Origin of the sequence: Shewanella psychrophila, assembly GCF_002005305.1 — a bacterium.
GTDB lineage: Bacteria > Pseudomonadota > Gammaproteobacteria > Enterobacterales > Shewanellaceae > Shewanella > Shewanella psychrophila.
The window spans coordinates 3311091-3332287 of the sequence record NZ_CP014782.1 but is presented as its reverse complement, the minus strand read 5'-3'; the positions used below and the strand labels follow the sequence as shown (position 1 = coordinate 3332287).

General features: G+C 43.6%; 17 protein-coding genes and 1 tRNA gene. 6 read left to right on the top strand and 12 right to left on the bottom strand.

Annotated features, from left to right (window positions below; all coding sequences use genetic code 11):
- Window positions 1-129 precede the first annotated feature (129 nt).
- Entirely contained in the window at window positions 130-1155 is a 1026-nt protein-coding gene (locus tag sps_RS14350) for a porin (RefSeq protein WP_077755697.1), read from the bottom strand.
- 525 nt (window positions 1156-1680) lie between these two features.
- On the bottom strand, window positions 1681-2718 hold the full coding sequence (locus tag sps_RS14345; protein ID WP_077753157.1) for a porin: 1038 nt from the start codon (window positions 2716-2718) through the stop codon (window positions 1681-1683).
- Window positions 2719-3265: 547 nt separating this feature from the next.
- On the opposite strand from sps_RS14345, the gene tcdA reads away from it, so the two are divergent.
- Window positions 3266-4105 (top strand): tRNA cyclic N6-threonylcarbamoyladenosine(37) synthase TcdA, encoded by an 840-nt coding sequence (gene tcdA, locus sps_RS14340; RefSeq protein WP_077753156.1) that lies wholly within the window; start codon window positions 3266-3268, stop codon window positions 4103-4105.
- Between the two features lie 7 nt (window positions 4106-4112).
- Here tcdA and sps_RS14335 read toward each other — a convergent pair whose 3' ends face one another.
- Window positions 4113-5753, bottom strand: coding sequence for a sensor histidine kinase (locus tag sps_RS14335; RefSeq protein WP_077753155.1), 1641 nt, complete (start codon window positions 5751-5753; stop codon window positions 4113-4115).
- A gap of 236 nt (window positions 5754-5989) precedes the next feature.
- Here sps_RS14335 and sps_RS14330 point away from each other — a divergent pair, with 236 nt between their 5' ends.
- Window positions 5990-6601: a superinfection exclusion B family protein gene (locus sps_RS14330; protein ID WP_077753154.1), complete on the top strand. Its 612-nt coding sequence runs from the start codon at window positions 5990-5992 to the stop codon at window positions 6599-6601.
- A gap of 120 nt (window positions 6602-6721) precedes the next feature.
- On the opposite strand, the gene sps_RS14325 is transcribed toward sps_RS14330, so the two are convergent.
- Window positions 6722-6850, bottom strand: a complete 129-nt coding sequence (locus sps_RS14325) for a DUF3149 domain-containing protein (protein ID WP_077753153.1) — start codon at window positions 6848-6850, stop codon at window positions 6722-6724.
- Between the two features lie 367 nt (window positions 6851-7217).
- Here sps_RS14325 and sps_RS14320 point away from each other — a divergent pair.
- Window positions 7218-7302: transfer RNA gene (locus sps_RS14320), tRNA-Leu, on the top strand.
- Between the two features lie 122 nt (window positions 7303-7424).
- On the opposite strand, the gene sps_RS14315 is transcribed toward sps_RS14320, so the two are convergent.
- The 3 genes from sps_RS14315 to sps_RS14300 all read right to left on the bottom strand — a co-directional run bounded on the left by sps_RS14315 (window position 7425) and on the right by sps_RS14300 (window position 11985).
- Window positions 7425-8558, bottom strand: coding sequence for a site-2 protease family protein (locus tag sps_RS14315; RefSeq protein WP_077753152.1), 1134 nt, complete (start codon window positions 8556-8558; stop codon window positions 7425-7427).
- A gap of 500 nt (window positions 8559-9058) precedes the next feature.
- Window positions 9059-10729 (bottom strand): DUF342 domain-containing protein, encoded by a 1671-nt coding sequence (locus sps_RS14305; protein WP_077753151.1) that lies wholly within the window; start codon window positions 10727-10729, stop codon window positions 9059-9061.
- A 224-nt stretch (window positions 10730-10953) separates the two neighbouring features.
- On the bottom strand, window positions 10954-11985 hold the full coding sequence (locus tag sps_RS14300) for a class I SAM-dependent methyltransferase (protein WP_077755696.1): 1032 nt from the start codon (window positions 11983-11985) through the stop codon (window positions 10954-10956).
- Window positions 11986-12387: 402 nt separating this feature from the next.
- On the opposite strand from sps_RS14300, the gene sps_RS14295 reads away from it, so the two are divergent.
- Genes sps_RS14295 through sps_RS14285 form a run of 3 tightly spaced genes read left to right on the top strand, consistent with a single transcriptional unit; the run spans window position 12388 to window position 16466 of the window.
- The gene (locus sps_RS14295; RefSeq protein ID WP_077753150.1) at window positions 12388-12831 is read left to right on the top strand and encodes a type 2 periplasmic-binding domain-containing protein; all 444 of its coding nucleotides are present in this window, start codon (window positions 12388-12390) and stop codon (window positions 12829-12831) included.
- Complete coding sequence (locus sps_RS14290) at window positions 12815-13987, top strand: hypothetical protein (protein WP_077753149.1); 1173 nt, start codon at window positions 12815-12817, stop codon at window positions 13985-13987. The genes sps_RS14295 and sps_RS14290 overlap by 17 nt, the downstream gene beginning before the upstream one ends.
- A gap of 4 nt (window positions 13988-13991) precedes the next feature.
- Window positions 13992-16466: a putative bifunctional diguanylate cyclase/phosphodiesterase gene (locus sps_RS14285; RefSeq protein WP_077753148.1), complete on the top strand. Its 2475-nt coding sequence runs from the start codon at window positions 13992-13994 to the stop codon at window positions 16464-16466.
- A gap of 15 nt (window positions 16467-16481) precedes the next feature.
- Here the strand turns inward: sps_RS14285 and sps_RS14280 are convergent, their stop codons facing one another.
- From sps_RS14280 to sps_RS14260, 5 genes are all read right to left on the bottom strand, one after another.
- The gene (locus sps_RS14280; protein WP_179948374.1) at window positions 16482-17834 is read right to left on the bottom strand and encodes an alkaline phosphatase; all 1353 of its coding nucleotides are present in this window, start codon (window positions 17832-17834) and stop codon (window positions 16482-16484) included.
- 92 nt (window positions 17835-17926) lie between these two features.
- The gene (gshB, locus tag sps_RS14275) at window positions 17927-18880 is read right to left on the bottom strand and encodes a glutathione synthase (protein ID WP_077753147.1); all 954 of its coding nucleotides are present in this window, start codon (window positions 18878-18880) and stop codon (window positions 17927-17929) included.
- Between the two features lie 98 nt (window positions 18881-18978).
- Complete coding sequence (gene rsmE, locus sps_RS14270) at window positions 18979-19707, bottom strand: 16S rRNA (uracil(1498)-N(3))-methyltransferase (protein WP_077753146.1); 729 nt, start codon at window positions 19705-19707, stop codon at window positions 18979-18981.
- A gap of 7 nt (window positions 19708-19714) precedes the next feature.
- Entirely contained in the window at window positions 19715-20467 is a 753-nt protein-coding gene (locus sps_RS14265; protein ID WP_077753145.1) for an endonuclease, read from the bottom strand.
- A 138-nt stretch (window positions 20468-20605) separates the two neighbouring features.
- The gene (locus sps_RS14260; protein WP_077753144.1) at window positions 20606-21154 is read right to left on the bottom strand and encodes a SprT family zinc-dependent metalloprotease; all 549 of its coding nucleotides are present in this window, start codon (window positions 21152-21154) and stop codon (window positions 20606-20608) included.
- Window positions 21155-21197: the final 43 nt, after the last annotated feature.

The following is a 21197-nucleotide window of genomic DNA, read 5'->3' as shown; positions in this document are numbered from 1 at the left end:
CGCGTTCCGTATGTCGCTTGGCTGCGTTCTCTGAGATGACTTCCTAGCCGTACTCTTAATTATCTCTTTTTCTAAGGCAAAAAAGCGACCATATGGTCGCTTTTTTATGGCTAAATTCGCGAAGCGAAATTAGAAGTTGTAACGTACACCGACGGTGAAGATGTTGTCGTCTTCTAGATCGATTTTCATGCCACCAACTTTATGGTCGCCTTCGTACATAGCGTAGTGGCCATATACCAGAGTCGATTTAGCCACCTTGTAGTCGGCACCGATAGTGATCACTTGAACGTTTGAATCAGTACCTTCGATATCAGTGATGTTCTTGTAGTATTTACCGAAACCAGCGTCATCTTTTCCGTATTCAGCTTTAAGGTTAACGCCGTTTAGGTTGTAAGATACGTTGACGAAGTAAGAGTTACCTTCTTGATCCGGATCTGTCTGGCTTTCTGTGTTTTGGAACAGGCCGCCCAACTTGAAGTCACCTAGCTTAACTTGTCCTACAGCACGGTATGCATCGATACCGCCGATAGTGTTATAGGCTATAGCTGCATAATAGCTCTGTGCTTTTAGCTTCTTGTCGCCGATAGTCGCACTTAGTGCATACTGGTCTTCGTAAGAAATCTTGTTTGCATCGTTGGTGTAGTTATCTTCCATCAGATATGTCGCATTAAGCGTGACTAGGCCGGCGATTTTTGGAGAGTAGTACCAGATACCATCTGCTGCACGGATCTGACCACCGATTAAGCGGTCGATATCTGCGTTGCTGTTACCGAATAGATCGACTCCACCTTCAGATTGCTTGAAGACCGAGTCGTTACGACCGACGAGTACGGTACCGCCATTGGTTCTAAGGCCTAGGAAAGTGTTACGGGCCTTAAATACATCTGAATTGGTAGAAGTGTTCTCAACCTGGAACTCCATCTGATAGATGATGTCGTAACCTTTGGCAAGAGTCTCGCTACCTTTAACACCAACGTGTGAGAAGTTAGTTTCTAGTACTGTGCCTTCTTTACCTTCTTGGGTGGTTGCGCCTGTATCTGAATTAGTCACAGATAGATCTAAACGACCGTAGAAGTTAGGTCCATCGGCTAGCGCGCCGAATGAAGCCAGAGTCAAAACCGATGCAACAGATGCAGAGATTAGCGTTTTTTTCATGTTTAAGTGCTCCCAAGAACCTAAGTTCTTTTCCATTTTATAATGGTTATTTATGGTTTATTATTCTTGCTGCAAGGATCCATCCTTGTAGCAAACATGAGGCCGAATTTTACAGTTTTATGTCGATAAGATTGTGGGCTAGATCAAAGTTTTACTGTCAGAGGCTTAGTCCAACAATAATTTTTGACAATTTTGACCTTTAGCCTGTGTTTAGATCAAACACTGAAAATATAGCAATATCACCTCCTGTGAATGTGTGTTGCACGTTTCAAATTAGCTTTAGTTTTAGCTATATAAGTTAAAGCTAAAGTTTTAACATAAATGAAAAACCTTGTCGTTAAAATGTTGAAAAAATAAGCGATTGTACTAGGGGGAGTTATTTACAGATCCCAGAATGGCTAAGGAAAATGGTATTTCACTAGGGACATGGGGCATGTATCGCTAGTTTAGGTAAAAAGGCGATTTTAAAAGTCGCCTCTCTTGGAGATAATATTTTGGGCAGAGATTAAATGCTCCGGACTAGGGTTAGAAGTCGAAGCGGACACCTATGGTGAATAGCTCATCGCTTAGCTCGTGTGTTGCAGTGCTATTTAGCTTTAGATCACCATCGTATTTAGTGTAGTGACCATAGACCAATGTACTCTTGCTTAGACGATAGTCGGCACCGACACTGAGCTGCTGTAGATCGACATCTGAAACCTTGTCTAAGTTACCTTCACCAACAGATCGGCTGACAAATTTACCCAGACCCGAGTTATCATTACCATACATGGCTTTTAGTTTAAGATTACCAATCACGTAAGCGGCATTCACAAAGTAAGTGTCGCCTTCCAGATTAGAAAGATCATTATCTAGGCTTTCGCTGTTTTGGTAGAAGCCACCTAAGATCACATCACCAAATCTAACTTGGGCGACGCCTCGGTACGCTTTAACGTCATCTATGCCGTCATTATATGCCGCTGCAACATAGTAGTTCTGTGCTTTTAGTGCTTTGTCGCCTATGGTGGCACTTAAGGCATACATGTTATCAGGTGCAATACGTTCTTCACCCTTGTAAGTCACATAGTTATCTTCAACAAGGTATGTAGCGTTTAGTGTCACCAGATCGGCAATCTTAGGTGAATAATAAGTGATACCATCGGCTGTACGAGACTGTCCCGCAGCCAGAAGATCGATATCTGAGTTGGTGTTACCGAAGAGGTCGAAGCCACCTTCAGATGCTTTAAATACCGTATCATTACGACCGATTAATGCTGTACCAGCGACAGTTCTCACACCTAAGAAGGTATTACGAGCCGCGAAGGTGTCACCTGAATTATCGAAGTTACTGACTCCAAATTCCATCTGATAGATAATTTCCAGGTCATCATTGATTTTCTCTGTACCTTTAACCCCTAACCAAGAGAAGTTATTCTCAATAATGGTGCCATCTTTCTGATTTTGAGTTGCAATACCTGTGTCAGAATTAGTAAAAGCAAGATCGGCACGACCGTAAAAATTTGGGCCTTCTGCAAGTGCTGAGAAAGAGGTGATCGCTAGAGTCGATAAAATGGTGGCGGACAGAACAGTTTTTTCATTTGGGTTTTCCTGTTGCTAGTTTTATCATCAACCAGAGAGTTGATGAGCATGTCATTAGGGTCTAGATTCAAAACTTATAGGGGCGACAATACGGTTAAGCTTGATGCTGTAAATTTGTATATGTCGAGTCGAGTTTGTCATAAATATTGAACTAACCTATGAGATGTCGGTCACACTTGGTAGAAGTCTTTCTGTCTGTATCACCTTATTTTACAAGGTATTTTTGTTAATTCATTAACTTTTCAACAAAGGGTGCATAGCTTTTGTCTGAAGCGTAATAATTGATGAGCGCTATTAACTAGTGTGTCTGTTTTTACACTTTACTTCCAAAACAGGCACTGGAAATAAGATTGGAAATTTTAGTCTTTATTTATCAAATGAGATAATATCTGCCCGCTCATGTGTATGCGGCGCGAATACTTTAGTTTCAACACTATACTATCTGAGTAGGATTGAATGGGGTGAGTGGGACTGGGAGAAATTATGTTGCCTAAATTTGCGCGCTATCATTTATTTTTGTTTGGAGATTTCGTTGGATAATCAAGTGCTTTCAGAAGCGTATCTTAATCGATTTGCCGGTATTGGTCGTCTATACGGTCAGAAGGCATTAACGCTATTTTCTCAATCCCATGTTGCTGTAGTTGGTATAGGTGGTGTTGGCACTTGGGTTGCGGAGTCATTGGCCAGGAGTGGCATAGGTGAAATTACACTTATCGATCTTGACGATATTTGCGTAACCAATACCAATCGTCAAATCCATGCCTTAAAACAGACAATAGGCGAGTCCAAAGTTGAAGTCATGGCTCAACGTATTCTGCAGATAAACCCTGAGTGTAAGGTGAATCAGGTCGAGGATTTCATCACTACAGATAATCTTGGTGAATATTTTATCGGTAAGAAGTACGCCAAAGAAGACCAAACTAATGTTTTAGATTATGTTGTCGATTGTATTGATGCTGTTAAGCCGAAAGCGGCGATGATAGCTTGGTGCAAGCGACAAAAACTGCCTTTAGTGACCGTAGGTGGTGCTGGAGGGCAAGTTGATCCAACGCAAGTTCAAGTGATTGATCTTGCCAAGACGTATCAAGATCCATTGTTAGCTAAAGTACGTAATTTACTGAGGCGTGAGTATAATTTTTCTAAAAATTTACAACGTCGATTCAGTATCGAAGCCGTGTTTTCTACTGAGCAATTGGTTTACCCTCAGGCTGATGGTAGTGTTTGTAGCAGTAAGGCAAATGTTGATGGTAGCATGCGTATGGACTGCGCTTCAGGCTTCGGTGCAGTGACAGTTGTCACCGGAACTTTTGGCTTTGTCGCCGCAAGCAGAGTATTGAAAAAGCTTGCGAGCAAGGCGAGTAATCCCTCCTAGAACTGATTTAGCTAACCGATTCGGAGGTATGTCCCCTCTGTTCATCATCTTTTAAATTTTGCCCCATCGGGAAAGAGATCAGGAAGCAAGCGCCACCGAGTTCGCACTCAGCCTCAAACTTGATGTTTCCTTTTAGCAAGATAGCGGCATTATAAGCGGCTGATAGTCCAAGCCCTGTACCGCCTTCGTTACGCGAAGTTGTATAGAAGGGTTCGAAAATATGAGTTGCTGCATCGGTAGATATCCCTGAACCATTGTCTTGTATCGAGATATTGATAATATTATCGGCTAACTTCGCCCTGATTATAATGATGCTTTTATCTACCTTCTTAAATGCATGGGAGTATGCGTTGGAGAGAATGTTGGTGGTGATCTGCTTAAGTAGACTCAGGTTAGTTGTTATCTCTAATTCCGGGGCGAGATCAAATTGCACTTCTACCTGTTGTTTATCGAAGAGGATCTTCATGGACTCATGACTATCTATGAGTGCCTGCTTCAGATTGAACGTCTTTAATTCTTCCTGACTCTGCTGGGCTGCTACTGTCTTAAATTTCTGTATTAAGGTGCTAGCCTTAGTGATATTACTGACTATTAACTCACAACTCTCCTGGTACTCTTCTAATATTGCGTTGATCTCCTCTAAGGTGGTGGTCTCACCATGAATAAGTAGCAGCAACTCTTCGATATGAACAAGCTGAGAGGTAGCGGCTGTTAAACAGATCCCTATCGGGGTATTAATTTCGTGGGCTACCCCAGAGACTAGACCTCCTAATGCTGCCATTTTTTCCTGTTCGACTAACACTTCCTGAGCTCGCTTTAATACTAAGAGAGATTGTTCTAGTTCTTGAGTTCTTTCCTTTACTTGTCTCGCCAGTTCCTCTTTGTAACTGGTTTCTAAGGCTAATAATCTTTCTCTGTCGGTTAACGCATCCTGCAGTTCCTGTTTCGATTTCTTGATGTCGGAAAATGAGGTTCTTAACTGTTGTTGCATGGTATTTATTGCTAATGATACTTGATGGAACTCGTCTCCTTTCTTATTGTTTTGATCGAATTTTAGCGGCTCAAAAGGGCTATCTAGATCTAATCGTTTACAATACTGGCTGAGCTGATGTAAGTGTCTAGCGACCATGAACCACACAAGAAAAAGTATAAAACCTGCGACTATAAATGTCTTTATGGCGTTGGAGAGTAAAATGATGATGGCTCTGTCCAGCAGTTTATCGTAAACGGCTTTTAGGTCTGCTTGAACCAATAAGGTGCCGACAGGAATGCTGTCGTTGCCAGAGCTATAGAAGAGCTCGAAGGTTTTTTCTATGGTGTTTTCAGGTGTCGGTGTACCTGAGATCCAGACTTGACCGCTATCATCATTGATTGAAATATAGGTGATGTCGGGGAGCTGAATCAAGCCATTAAGTTGAGTGTTTATTAATCTTTCATCTATTACCCAGATGCTTGCCGCCAGCACGTCTAAGTTAACTTTTTCGATACTGGTAAATTGTCGAGTTATACGATCGACATCGCCTTTATAGTCATTGACCAGTTGAAAACCTGTGGTGATCAAGGTGATTAATGAACTAAATAAAATGATAGATATTGTTAATTTTCGGCCTATCTGGCTTTTGATTAATCTGCTAGTAAAAGTATGCATGGACCCTTTTCTTGAGCATTGAAAACTAAGTCAGACTTGCTCACTTTCGCCTTCGAACTGTGTCAAAGTAAGCATCCCTCCATAAGCATAGTCTGACAATTACCAATTGAGTGACTTAGTGGCTTAAAAATTAACAAAAAATCCTATTTATTGGCAATCTATATTTTTAGTAAATTAGTGGCATTAATTTTGCTTTTAATTTACTTAAGTACAGGTTTTTGACACTAGGTATTCTTATGCAGAAAATAAAGACACAGATATTTAAGCCATCGGTCCCTAAGCAGTTGATTTTCAGCTCTATGCTTTGGTTGGCTATCGTGAGTGGGGCCTTGCTATTTGTACCTGTAGGAATTTTGACGTCAGTTAACTTAGAAACTGTTGTCAGTGCTAACTCTCCTTTCATTGGATTAGGCTTCATTATTGGCATCGCTTACCTGATTACTCAAGTGGTGAACTATTTCTTAGATGAGGCCATCGGTGCGTTAAGATCAAAACGGACTATTGAAATAATCGAGGAGAAAGTGAGGCTTTTAGATCCGACTGAACGGGCTCTGTTGCGTGAGTTTTTTCTTCAGGGGGAGACTATCTTGACCCTGCCACAAAATGAGCCAGCGGTTAAAAGTCTGCTGGCGGCGAACATCATTGAGCTATTAGGTAATCAGAAAAACTATGCTATACAAGGGTCTACAGCAGATTACAAAATTTCTATGCGTGCAAGGATTTACCTGAATCGACAAGTGTTAAGATTGCCGGTTGGAGAGCCCAGCCAAGAAGAGATGCAAAACTTGATTAAAGCCAGACCAACCTTTGCTAATAATGTGGTGGGCCCAAGAAAGCACGCCGCTTAATAGCCTGTCAGGTTTAGGCTTCGCAATATTTTTGATTTTAGGGTAAAAAATAGGGGGCAATATGCCCCCATTGCATTAGAAGTTGCACCTGTTTAAGGTGCAACTTCATCGAAAACTTGCTTATTCTGGCTTAGACTTCTGAATAAACATCCACATAAGATATCCCATGATACTTATGGTGCAGAAAATAACGATCATTGACATCAGCCCGATTGGGTTTCCAAACATCAAATCTAACCAAAAAGCCATAGTGAAATCCTCTTTCAAAAATTCATTTTATTGCATACCCCTAACCTAATCTGGTTTTGATATCAGCTTGCTGATCTCGATCAATAATCGCTCCGAATCATTATTAAATTGCGTTGATATTGTTAAAACTATGGGGTTCATCTACTTTTGCTTATTTAGTTGTCAGTGGGGAGGCATAGTGGAGGACGATAGATATGTACTATTTAATCTGATAGTAAGTTATCTGATGAATAAATACTGGGATAAGAGTGAAAATTGTTCGGTCAGTTATTTTCTGATTTTAAAGGCTTGCCATTAGTCGTCTCAAAGGTATAATGCCCGTCACTTACTGAGGTCTTAAACGATTTTAGTTAGTCTATTTGATTAAGCCGGTGTGGTGGAATTGGTAGACACGACGGATTCAAAATCCGTTGCTTTCGAGCGTGACGGTTCAAGTCCGTCCTCCGGTACCAATTAAATAGAGAAGCCTGCCTAGCGCAGGTTTTTTTATGTCTGAATTTTAGTCTGCTCATTTCTTCCAGACAAGAAATAGGGAGGCCAAGTCTCCCTATTGATACCTGTATTCAATCGTGTTCTAGCTCTGTAATATTTTCAGTGGTAAGCCCAACATGTCGTCTCCCGAACCAGCTAGATACCAGATAATGGCTATGAGTGCCCCAACGGTGAAAAAGTACCAAATAGTTGAGAATACCTGTCCATACCTGTCTAGAGGTAACAAGTGACTCTGATGACGTGTCTTCCACTCGAATACTATTTCTAAACTGCCTATAAGTAGCAGAAATCCCAATAGTGCAAGACCTAAGGTGTAGCTCAAGTAAACGCCCACAGCTGCTCCGGCAATACAGGTGGCTAGACCCAAGACGCTGTTCATCGAAAAGCTGATGCTTTTTAATATGTGTCCACCATCGAGTGGGAGTATAGGTAACAGGTTAAATAGGTTTAAAAGGGCGTTAAAGGCGGCCAGGCCGGCGAAAAATACGTTACCAGTTAACCAATAGGCTACCAAAGCCATGATGGACATGATCAGGCCGAATGTTGGCCCCATAATAGATATCACTACGTCTTGCCAACGGGTATTGATCTTCTCATCGCTGAGTGCAAGTCCTCCCATAAACGGGATCAGGTAGATGCCTTTGGTTTTCATGCCGAAATGTTTCATGGCTCTGATGTGGCCATATTCGTGAAAGACCAGACAAGCGATCAAGGCTAGAGCAAACTGGAAGGAGAATAACCAGGAGTATGCGGCTACACTAGCACCGGCTAAAACGACCTTGATGACTTTAGCGCTTTTTAGCAGCTTGAATCCCAAGGAAGCTAAACCGACCACACTGAGCTTTCGCTGTGCCTCGATAGGTTTGATCGGTACCTGCCGCTCGATATCTTTAGTGCTTCGAGTGCCGCTATTGATGACCTGTTCATCTTTTATCAAGCGATAATCTAAGTTAAATGGTTGCCAAGTAAGATCGATTTCAAGACTTATCGTTATAGCCTGGCTGACCACAGCCTGTTCACTACTTGTTTTCGGATCTGTGCTGACAGGATTAGCCTGTGCGGCGAGTTCAAACTCATGAGTTTTTAGCCCCTCATTATCCGCAGAAGCCTGTTTGACCGAGACTAAGGTGTCTCCCCAAAAAAGCTGTTGCCAGCCCGCCATAGAGCCTTCTAATCGCAGCTCTTTGCCTAAACAATCAATTCTTAATAATTCCACAAATGTTCTCTTAGCTTTCTTGATCAATAAGTTTTTATGGAGAGATTATGCATGGAAATTTTGGGGGAAGCGAGCGGTTAAAAACCAGCTTCAGTGGGGAGGAGGTGACTAGAACATAAGGAAGAGGAGCTGCCTCTTCCCTATTATTTAATACCAATCAGTATAAGAAAGTGATCTACTCAGAGTTATTTTTGGCAAACTAATTCAAGCTGAATAGGTGATGGAATGGTGTTCCCTTGTGAATCTATTCAACGACGAAGTAGGCAGCCAAAAACACTCCTGAAAGGCGAGTCTTAGCACATCCGATGCTGTGTTAACGTGCCTAAACGTAGAATAACTATGTTCTTCACTCGTTGCTAGCAACATGGATGTTGTGAATGTCATTTATGCAGGAGCAATTAATGACCTTGCCTCTGAAGCACTAAACTCTCGCTGAGCGATCACATCTTTATACTGATTGGTATAACAGTTAAGCCTGAGTATTCAAATCAGGGGGGGTATTAACCGCGATTGTTATAATCGAAAGCTATTTCTTGATCTTGATTGAATACCATACAGGTACCGTGCTCTCTCTGAGTTCGATTAAAGGCTTTACCTATATGAATCTCGACATTGGCAAAAATGTGTTTATGAGCCTCTATACGGTTATCTTGATAGTAACTGTCAACTTCCTGTTTGATGAACTCATATTCAACCTCTTCCCTTGCGAGTTCATTTACGACGCGTTGCTTCTCATCCAGCATCATTTGGACTTGTTCCACCATCATGGCATCATTTTGCCATTCACTCTTTGGGGGCAATTTCTTTATGCGGGATTCAATCTCCAGTTTTGCTACAACCATAGACTTGATACCCTGATCTAGCTCTTTGAGATTTGTCTTCAGTTCACTCTGTTTCATGGCACAAAATACTTCGGTTTTAGTGCCAGCTGTAGCGCCTATGATAACGGCTTTAAGTCCTTTATCAGCTTTTACTATTCCACCTACGAGATCGCCTCTACGCCCGTTGGCATCGCTGACAGTAAGCTTCTGAGTTGTCTTGGTATAGCTGTGAAGTAGTTGCTTAGTGACGAGGATTTCCCCCTGAGCATTCAGATCTGAATACTGGATGAATTGAGCGCAGATCTGGCCTTTAGCCTGTACCTTAGTCGATAGCTCATTTTCTTTGAGTTGTCTGCCAATGATGCCCTTACTGACAATCACATCGCCTTCGGCTATTAATGTTGCTGAATCGACAAACCCCATAACGGTAATGTCCCCGGAGCTTTTAACCACCATGCCTTCGTGTACATCTCCTGTGATCAATACGCTGCCTTGAAAGTCGACGTTGCCATAACCAACATCGACATCCTTAATATTGAGCACATCATCGACCTTCATGCTTGTTTTTGTCTCAACGGGTTGCCCTGCAACTGTTGCGATCAGGTTATTGGGATTCGCAGGATCTAGCCCGGCTCCATCCCCTTCGTTAAGCTGGAGATCTTTACCTGGGATAGGTACTAGCACTTCACCATGTATGTTATAGCCTTTCGTTCCCAGTGTTGCCGGGTGTTTCACCATCAATAGGTCTTTGGGTTTTACCATGATAATGGCACCTAAATTACGCATATCGACGGAGCCGTCTTCTCTCTTTTGGGGTTGCAATAAGCGTTCTCTGGCGAGGGGGACTTTACGTTCAAGGCTGGCGTTTACGCCATTTACACAGGGCTTGCCTGTTGCGATGATACTACGACAAGTCTTACCCGGTTGAACTTGTGTTATTTGCTTCAACAGGGTTTGAATCTTAACTTTACTCAGGCCCATGCCGACATTATTGGTTTTGAGTGACTTTAAGATATCTTGGATGGTGACTTCCTCACCACCCCAGGCTGCTGTGAGTTGCATCTCTGCACTCATCTTGTCTTCACTTATCTCTATTTCGATTAGACCATCGCGGCGCTCGGCAATCTGAAAAAATTGTTCGAATTGGCCATCATCTTGGCCACTGAGTTGATTTACCTGGATCACAGCCTTCTGAATACTAGGTTCAAGGGGGAAAAGACAATCGAAACCTGGGAGTGCTAAGAGGTTAAAGATAGCCTCTTCGGTGAGGGGACCGTGCGTATTGGGGGTGACCTTAAATTCGGCAAAATTGTTATCTGCACTTAGTTCAATGAGTTCTGGAGATAGCATAGTCAATTCCGATGTAATGATTCATTATTATTTTTATGTTTTTTATATTAGGTTACTACTGTCCGAGTATAACAGTATAAAGTTTCGGCTAAGAAGCTCTAACTGACTGAAAAGTGAATGGAGTCTAATAAGATTAATACAAAATTGATTTTGAGCAATAAAAGGGCCATAAGTGTTTTATCAGGCCCTTACATAGCATTGACTTAAACTTGTGGATTTCGAGTTTATCTATTGAATTTATTAGAATAAATTTTATACTTGTTGTTTTCGGCGATAACGTCGACCTGACCGAAGTGAGTTTCGATAGTATCACTATATGCTAGATGTCGATTGGCGACTATGTGCCACACACCGCCTTTTCTCAGTTTTTTTACACTATCGCTTACAAATTTTTTGGCTATTTCGGGAGTGCTCTTGAGTCCATCATGAAATGGTGGATTAGAGATGATGCCATCAAATTTATCTTGGGTTTGGGCTAAACCATCTGATGGGTAAGTAGTAGCGGTAAAATTATTGGCTTCTAGTGTCAGCTCGCATGAAGCTAGAGCCATGGCATTGATATCGACACACTCGACTTGCAATTTGGGTTGCGCCTTGAGTAGGGCGGCAGTAATGACGCCTGCACCACAGCCAAAATCTAATACTCTACCTTTCATATTTGGCAGATTCGATAGTAATAGTTTAGTGCCTTCATCTAACCTTTTCTCGCTGAACACACCGACTAAGTTACATACTGTCACTTCGCCTTGAGGGGTATGTAGCTGGTATTGACTGACCCAGTCGGTGAGTCTGACTTTGGGCGCTTGGTTGATAAGCTCACTGATATAAAGTAGGCAGTGGCGAGCATTGTCTTGTTTAAACGGTTTATCAAAATAGGTTGGGGCCTGTTTGACCAGAGAACGAATTCCACCTTTATTTTCACCCACTACGACTAGCTGTCCACCGGGTTTCAAGTGCTGTCCAGCTAGGTTAATGAGGTAGGCGGCAAGTGCTTTCGCCTTAGGGTAATAAATGATCGCGGTATCAAACAGCTCTTCATTGGGGAGACTATGGCCAAAAAATAGTGATAGCTCTGGACAGGCCTCGGGCTCCATTTGTAGGTGATGGTGGAAGTCCAGTGCTAGTGCGGTGACCTTACTGGCATAATCTAATAGATGCTTAGGTAGACGATCGTCTTCATAATTGAGCACTAATACATTTTGATTTTCGAATAAATTGCTATTTCTAAGAATGAGTTGAGATGGATTAGTTAACACGACGACCACAGTTAGGAAATTTGAGCGGCTATTATATCTCAAAATTTAAGATCTCTATCAGTTTTTAGTCTGATATATACAGATATTGACTAGGTAAAGGCTTCTGGTTATTGAATGTTTCTGAATATTGATGACTGAATTTATAAGGTGAATTGAAAGTAAATCACTATGGCTAATAGTGACTTGGGTTAGATAGTCTGAGCACGGATTTTATTGAAAACTTTTTAATCACGTTTTTCAAATGTAAATTCTCTCCTTCTATGCAATAAATTCTGAGCGGCATAAGTATTCTTTGCCTAAGCTGTAGATACGCGAGGTATTAGTATCTGCTTGATTTGTTGATGCAGCTGCATGGCTTATAAATGGCTTATGTGGGTTAAAGGATAGTAAGGAGACTGGTTAATGCGCCTTTTGGCCACATGGATGTTAGTGCTGTATCTCTTTTGTGCTCATTCGACCGCAGCTCAGGTCATAGTGAATGATTCAGCCATTGATTTCCCCTTGCCTGCTCAAGAGTTACGCCTGATTTTTTCAATGCAAAAAGTCTATTGGCCCGATGGTCAAAAAATCCAGGTTTTTATTCTTGCTCCCGGCTCTGAAGTCCATAAAGAATTTTGTTTTAAGCAGCTGGATATGATGCCATATATGTTACAGCGAAGGTGGGATCGTTTAGTTTATTCCGGCACAGGAGAGCGGCCAATCATATTAAGAAATGAAGCCGAGATGCAGGAAAAAATTGCAAGAACGCCTGGCGCGATAGGCTATGTCGCAGCTCCCGCGCTAAGCGGTGACAATCTCAATGGTGACAGCAGAGTGACTAGGAGCCTATATGAAACTAGTCGCTAATTGGTTTACCAGTTTAGTACTTCTTCTCGCATCTTTTTCTTCTTGGTCTTCTGACTGGCAATTTAATGGTTTTATTGGCCAGGGCTACGTTGCTGCAGATGACACCCAGTTCGTCGTAGGGGAGGATGACAGTACCTTTAATATCACCGAAGCCGCATTTGCTGTGTCATGGAAGCCCATCGAGCATATTCGCGTTGCCAGTGCGCTTAGTTACAGGCAGTGGGGCAGCCTGGCTGAAGGTGGTGTTGATTTCGACTATTTATTTGTCGAATATAGCCATCAGCTAGGTGAAGGAACCCTAGGTATTCGTGGAGGCCGTTTTAAGAATGAAACGGGCTTCTATTCCAGTACCAGAGATGTTCCCTTTACAAGGCCGAGTATCATGTTGCCCCAATCTATCTATAGCGATTACTTTCGTGATGCCCAGTTGCATATCGAGGGGGCAGATTTGTTCGGTATGCATCAGATCTGGAATGGAGCATTAGACTGGCATGTGTCTGTTGGTAAAGTGGATGTCACCGAAGACTTAGATAGAAATGTGATGGGCAGTGAAAAGTTAGGCACCTTCGACTCTGAGCGTTATTACTCCGGAGATATTGAGTTTCAAAATGACTACTTGAGATTAGGTTTTACCTATTACGATGCCGAAGTTAGCTATCTCCCATCTATGGATGACTACTATTTCCCGGGTGATATCCGGCTAAAAAATTGGGTGTTCTCGGGACAGTTCAGATATCTAAACTTTGAGTTTACCGCGGAATACATGACTGGAGATAGACTGATTAATGGCCTAGTGTTTCCTCCAATGGCGAATGAGCTTGTTGACTCCAGTATAGGCTATTACTTAGACCTCAGAGCCTATTTGCCCCATGAAGTAGAGCTTTTTGTACGATTCGATAAACATATAGATGATAAAGACGATGCCGATGGCAAGGAGTATGAGGCAACAACTGGCTTGCCTGCTTATTTTGCTTACACAGATGACTGGACCTTTGGGGCTCGTTGGTTTTTGAATAATGATTGGTTATTAGCAGCAGAATATCATCTAGTCGAAGGTGCGTCTTGGGTTACTCCCATAGTGGCACCGGACCCATCTACGCAGTCGAAGCATTGGTCCATGTTTGCGCTGCAACTTTCCTATCGATTCCAGTGGTGATGCTATGACTTTGCAGCCTGAAGGTCGGACAGTATTTATTAGCCTTAAGTGGAAACTGCTGGTTGCCGTACTCATCATACTCACTATCTTAGGTGGGATCTTAGGTGGCTTCGCATATCGACAACTTATCAGTCAGCAGAACTTTTTGTTGGAATCTCAGCGCGATAAATTAGCTCAGAATCTGGAAACTTCTATCTCTTTGAGTGTCGATCATTCCTTGTCTGCGGCTCAACAGATTGCATTACTCGTCAATGGTGATCAGCAAACCCCCTCGGACTACCAAGCCATGTTAGATCTTCACTGGCCGGATTTACAGCTCTACTGGGAGCTTGATAGGTTGAGTCTTTTGTCGCTATCTGGCCAAGTGCTCGCTCATGCAGGTAAGTTAATCGAAAAGCAAGAGCTAAGTTGGTTTGAATCGGCTGGGGTTAAGCTGGAGCCTCATTGGCGCATCGTATGCTTACAAGAGTGTGTTATTCAGGTCTTAGTGCCTAACTTACTACAAGGCGAACCACACTTTTTATTTATGGAAACTGGCCTGACTGATATTTTGGCAAGGTTCAGGATTAATGAAACATTTGAGTTGGCTGTACTAGCCCCTTCTACTGATGTTGAGGAGAGACAAAGTTATTGGGGCAGAGAAGTCTTTAGTATAAGCAATAAGCACGCGAGTTTGGTCCAGTTAGAGCAAGCTGCGGAGCAATTTACCTGGAAGCAGATAGAGAACAGGGAAGGTGTATACCGAGTGGGCGGTGAACTTTCTGTTTTGTGGGCATTTCCCTTGGCTGAGGGGGAGTCTCCTCCAGTGATATTGGTGATCAACAATATTAATGACTGGCAGTCTCTGCTCAATGAGTTTCAGGAGAGTATGTTGGGTACTCTCCTGTTCAGTTTAATTTTATCCGGAGCCCTAGTTATTCTGGCTGCCTGGGCTCCTGTGGTTAGTTTGAGTCGCCATGCCACTTTGCTTCCTATGCTCGCTGATCATGATTTTGAGACCCTGAAAACCCTGTCACCTAAGAGTTCTTCATTCATTGTCGATGAGGTGGACTTGATCAATATTGCGACTCTAAATCTTGCCGAGCGCATGCAGAACCTAGAGCTGGAAGTTGATGAATATACTTGTGAATTAGAGCGGCTCGCTATGCTAGATACTCTTACGGGGTTACCTAATAAGGCAATGCTCAATCATGAATTGAAGAAGACTATCGCCTGTGTCGGACGCATTCACGATAAGATAGCTTTGATGTTTCTCGACCTCGATGAATTTAAACGGATCAACGACACATTAGGACATGATCAGGGAGATGAGCTATTAAAAATTGTAGCTAAGAGGTTGAATCACAGTGTACGTGCTATGGATACGGTATTTAGGCAAGGTGGGGATGAGTTTCTTATTCTATTGAGGGGGATCCGCTCGGAAGAGGATGTGCGTAAGGTCATTCATAAGATATTTGCCTCCCTGCAGCAACCCGTTGTGTTAGGACATCATAAGTTGATCGTGACCACAAGTATCGGAGTCGCCTACTGCGAAAGCAATAATGTTAGAGCCGAAGAGCTGATTAAATACGCCGACTTGGCCATGTATCAGGCTAAAGACGCAGGACGTAGCAACTATCGAGTGTTCACTCAAGAGATGCTACAAAGGGCGAATAACAAGTTGATGATAGAGCAAGATATTGGTGCAGCTATCGAAGAAAAGCAGTTGTCACTCTCACTGCAGCCCATAGTGTCACTCCCAGATGGAAAGGTGAAAGGATTCGAAGCGTTAATCAGATGGCATCACCCGGAGAGGGGGTTGATCATGCCGGGTAACTTTATCCCTGATATTGAAGATAGTGAAGCCATCATACAAGTGGGCAACTACGTGCTCGAAGAGGGAGGAGCTATCTTGTCCCGGCTGATTGACCAAGGTTGGGACGATCTTTATCTTGCGGTCAATCTATCGGCTAAGCACTATATGGATCCTGGTTTGATCCCCTTGGTACAACGCATCTTGTCAAAATATAATATCCCGCCCCAAAGTCTGCTGTTAGAGGTCACCGAGGAGAGTGTGATTGAACAGGTGGATCTAGCCTTATCTGCTATGAAGTCATTGAAGCGTCTGGGTGTACGGATAGCCATCGATGATTTCGGCACTGGCTATTCATCTTTAAGTTATCTTAAGCAGCTCCCCTTCGATGTACTGAAAATCGACCGTTGTTTTACCTCCGGCGTACTCGATAATAGCGTTGATACTCATATCGTCACCACAGTCATAGATCTAGCGCACAATTTGGGCAGGACCGTAGTCGCTGAGGGTATAGAAACTCAGGAGCAGTGTGAATTTCTCGCTGCCGCCAGATGCGAATTAGCGCAGGGATACCTGTTCTCGAAACCGATAGATGAGAGGAAGGCTTTCAGGATACTGAATGAAATCGAGGGAGATGGAGTGTGGCCAGTAGAGTCACTGCCCCAGCTCGCTAAACTGGGGAGTTAATATTTAGTATTTGGGTTATTTATTCGGCTGAGACTTTACTTTAGGTAGCAAGCTAATTAGCTTAGTCGCGATATCTGTGTTGTCTTGATAACCTGCAAATAGGCTCGCTGCAGGACCCGTTGCGAATACCTGTACGTCGACACCTGTATGCCCACCAGTGGTCCAGCCTGTGTTTGAACGGCTATCTATGAGCTGCTTGATACTCGTGATCATCACTTCTTTACCTTGCATTCTCGCTCGAGATAGTTGAGATATTTCATCTTCATTAGGCTCGAAACCTAAGTTTAATGTTACTCGAGCTAGCCAGTCACCATCGGCGAGAGCATCATTGGCGATAAAGTCCGGGCTAGCTTGTACGCCCCTGATGATAGCTGTGTCCCAGCTATACTCGCCGTTAGCACCTATGCTTAAGCCACCGGTATTATGATCTGCAGTTACTACCATCAGGGTGTCGTTATTTTTCCTGATGTACTGCTCTACGACCTCGATTGCATTAGCGAATTCTTCCATCTCGCCCATTGCCGCCACAATATCATTATTGTGTCCGGCCCAATCGATTAGACTGCCTTCAACCAGCAACACGAAGCCATTGTTATTTTGCGATAATAACTCTAGAGCCTTAGTCGTCATCTTGCTTAGTTTATTACTGTCACTGTCATCGATTGCCCATGGGAGTTGAACATCGGCAAATAGGCCTATGACCTTGCCTTGTTTGACCGAGTCCAACAGGTTAAAGTCCGACAGGTATTGATAACCCTTAGCCTCGAACTTTTCTATCAGGCCGACAGGAAAATATTTCTGGCCACCGCCCAACATCACATCGGCATCGGTTTTAAGGTAGCTTTGGGCTAACTCATCGTAATTGCTACGGCTTTCATTATGGCTGAGAAACGCTGCTGGAGTAGCATGGTTTATCTGTGATGTCACCGCCACTCCAGTGGATAGCCCCAGGGCTTTGGCTTTTTCCATTATGGTAGGAATTGGCTGTTTATTCGTATCGACAGAAATAGCGCCATTATAGGTTTTAGTCCCGGTGGCTAATGCCGTTGCCGAGGCTGCCGAATCCGTGACATAACCACTCACCCTAGCCGGATATGTACTGGAGGTTCCCACTAGCAGTCGGTCGAATACCGTCTGCTCTATCTCTTGAGTATCTGGGTTGTCTTTATAGTATCGGTAGGCGCTGGTATAGGCTGGGCCCATACCGTCTCCTATCATGATCACGATATTTTTAGGGATGCTTGGGGCGTCGCCTAATATGGTTTGCACTGGAGTCACAGCTTGAGCTGCGGCGCCCACGCTGCTGATTAGTGCCACACCTGCTAGCATACAGAGTTTGAATATCTTCATTTTTTGCGTCGCGGCCATTGCCTACATCCTAGCTTGCTTTGATTCGTGCTTCGATTGCGTTTATCAGCACATAGCGAGTGTCGCATTACCTATGTGCTGCAGTCTGAACTTTAATCTGCGCTTTTAATCCGAGCTTCGATTGCGTCCATTAGCATACCAGTAATGTCTACATCATAAGCCGCTTGAATCTCTTTGATACATGTTGGGCTAGTGACGTTAATTTCGGTTAGCTTATCGCCAATCACATCTAGGCCTACGAAGATCAGCCCGCGTTTCTTGAGTTCGGGCCCCAAGCTACGAGCAATATGCCAGTCACTTTCTGAAAGTGGCTGGGCTACACCACGACCGCCTGCGGCTAAGTTGCCTCGGGTCTCGCCTTTCTGTGGGATACGAGCTAAGGAGTAAGGAACTGGTTCACCATCCACCACTAAGATCCGTTTATCACCTGAGGTTATGTCGGGAATAAAGGCTTGGATCATGGCGTATTGCTGGCCGTGATTAGTCAATGTTTCGATGATAACACCTAAGTTAGGATCATTTTTCTTGACTCTGAATATGGAGCTACCGCCCATGCCATCTAATGGCTTGAGGATGATGTCGCCTTTCTCCTGATAGAAACTACGGATGCGGGTCTCATCTCGGGTTACAATCGTTTCCGGTGTAAACTCAGAGAACCAGGCTGTGAATAGTTTTTCATTGGCGTCACGAAGGCTCTGGGGCTTATTGACGATCAGCACACCTTCTTCTTCGGCTCGCTCGAGCATGTAAGTAGCATAGATAAACTCAGTATCGAACGGCGGATCTTTACGCATTAACACAACATCAAGGTCTGACATCTGTGTGTCGATAGCTTCGCCTAATTCGAACCAGTTTTCAGGATCTTGCTTGACGGTTAGCGCTCGCATATTGGCCATCGCTTTGCCATTGACCATGGCCAGATCTTGCATCTCCATGTAGAAGAGCTGGTATCCACGGTCCTGAGCCGCGAGTAACATAGCGAAACTAGAGTCTTTCTTGATGTTAATGTCGCTGATTGGGTCCATTACTATGCCGAGCTTGATCATCGTTCGCTTCCTTCTTTCGCCATCTTTCGATGGGACAATTGAATTTTGTTTGGTGTTTTCGTAAGAGGTTTCAACTTTAATTTTGCTAGAACTAGAAGCTATAAATCACCAAATTTGAGTTGCAGGGCGCTGATAGCCGTCAGTGCCGCCGTTTCAGTTCTTAGTACTCTTGGACCTAACAAGATATCGGTAAACTCATCTTGCTCTGTCTTCAATATCTCAACCTCTGAGAGGCCACCTTCGGGGCCGATTAAGAGTCTGACTTTAGTTACCTCAAGAGATAATCCGCCGATACCGTGTGCAGCCCTAGGGTGAAGGTTTAACTTGAGTGAATCTGTTTGTTCGCTACACCAAGCTTCTAATGACATGGCGGGTCTGATTTTTGGTACCTGGCTGCGGCCCGACTGCTCACAAGCGCCGATGACAATCTTCTGCCATTGCTGTATTTTTTTCTCTAACCTCTCACCGGAGAGTTTGACACCACAACGCTCTGAGAACAAAGGTGTGATGGTGTTGACGCCTAACTCTACCGACTTTTGAATGGTAAAGTCCATGCGGTCACCACGGGAGATAACCTGTCCCAGATGAATATGTAGCGGCGACTCACTAGCATTAGTGCTCGAAGATAAGACCTTAACGGAGACATTTTTCTTACTGGCAGAGATTATCTCAGCTAAATAATCATGATCGCTACCATTGAATAGGCTAATTTGTTCACCTTGGGTCATTCGCAGAACTCTGCCTATGTGCGAAGCTGCCTCATCATTGAGTGCCAAACTGTCACCGATTGCTAAAGGTGAGTCTTGGTAAATTCTTGGGGTTCTCATCTATTTATTACTCCGCAATCCGAGTGTTGCTAGCTGGTGAGTCACATCTTTTTTTGACAAAAGGGTTATGGTTTCCTTGAGTCCGGGCGATAGCTTCGTCTCTCTTGCACTCGATAGTATCAACTGGATAAGTTTTATCCCATGCTTTAAACAGTTTTAATTGGCTTTTGGCGATCTTTAAACCATAGGTGTTCTGCATATAGAGGTATGTGCGGGCTATACGTCCTCGAGTGTAGATTGGTGGCTCAACCTTACGAGATTTAAAGTCGACCACCATGGCACATTGGCCATATTGTTGTGGTTTAGCATTCCATTGACTAAAACGGTAGTTACTTCGATCGCCATTAACCTCACCAACTGCAGGGACCAGATTGTGGAGATCTGATTCCATTCTTTTGAATTTTTGGTCATTCTTACCGCAATTTTTTCGTCCCCCCTCTTGCCAGCATTGTCTTTGGTGGCCCAGTTCCCATGCGGGGACGATATGTTCCCATTCTATTCGGCTGGCACGTTTTTCTTGCTTTCTGACTTGATAACCACAGCTTTGTAGATCCGGGTTCCACTTCTTACCTTGGATCTTGATGTCACAGCCACAATAGAAGCTAGTGTTTGGCAGTTCACTGCTATAGATCTTTTTTGCCAAGCGCTTAGCTTGGCTAAAGCTGGTGGGATGAGAGGGAGATGCGAATGATGTCGATGACAAGAGTAAACTTAACGCTAGGCCAATGGAGGCTGCGCTGAGTGTTGTAAAAGGTTTCAATGGTGTTCCCTAAAGCAGGGCAATTATGCGTTTATTAGCATGCCCCAAAGACGATAGGCAGAACTTATGTCTGCTCTTTTGCGGGATTTTACGGGATGAATGGTAATAGAAGCAAGAGCTTGGTTGAAGTAAGATAAGTTAAGCTCTTTTAAGCTCCTGTTTACAGCGTCTGCAACGATACTGAGTGTCACCGCGGACCACCTTATTGTGACGTCGAATGCTCAGAGATACGTTGCCACAGTCGCATAAATAATCGAAGGTCTTACCAGCTACTGAACCAATATTTAGAGTATGAGTTGTGGCTGGCTCCAGTTGATAAATCTCAATCATAAGGGCTTGCCACTCCTTGCCATGGGGTTTGACCCTACCGTATAACTGATAAGCGAGTAGGTGGCAGATCTCGTGGGGAACAACTTGATCGATAAAGGCCTGATGGTTTTCAGCCAGTAAAGTGGAGTTGAACCTGAGTAGATTGAGCTGCAGGTGAGCCGTGCCCGCACTCTTCCCCCTGAGTTTAAAGTTGATTTCAGGAAGTGAAAAAGCCCTGTTCAAATAAACTTCGGCTTGCCGATAACACTCTGAGACCTGTTCAGCTATCTGCTGGTGGCGTTCATCTTCAAATTCATATTGGGCTTGCTCTGCAGAGCTGGCTTTCGTTCTGGTTTTCGATCCGAATAAATTAAGCATGCAGCCCTGATTTAAAACTATTATTGCTAAACTGAGTGAAGGC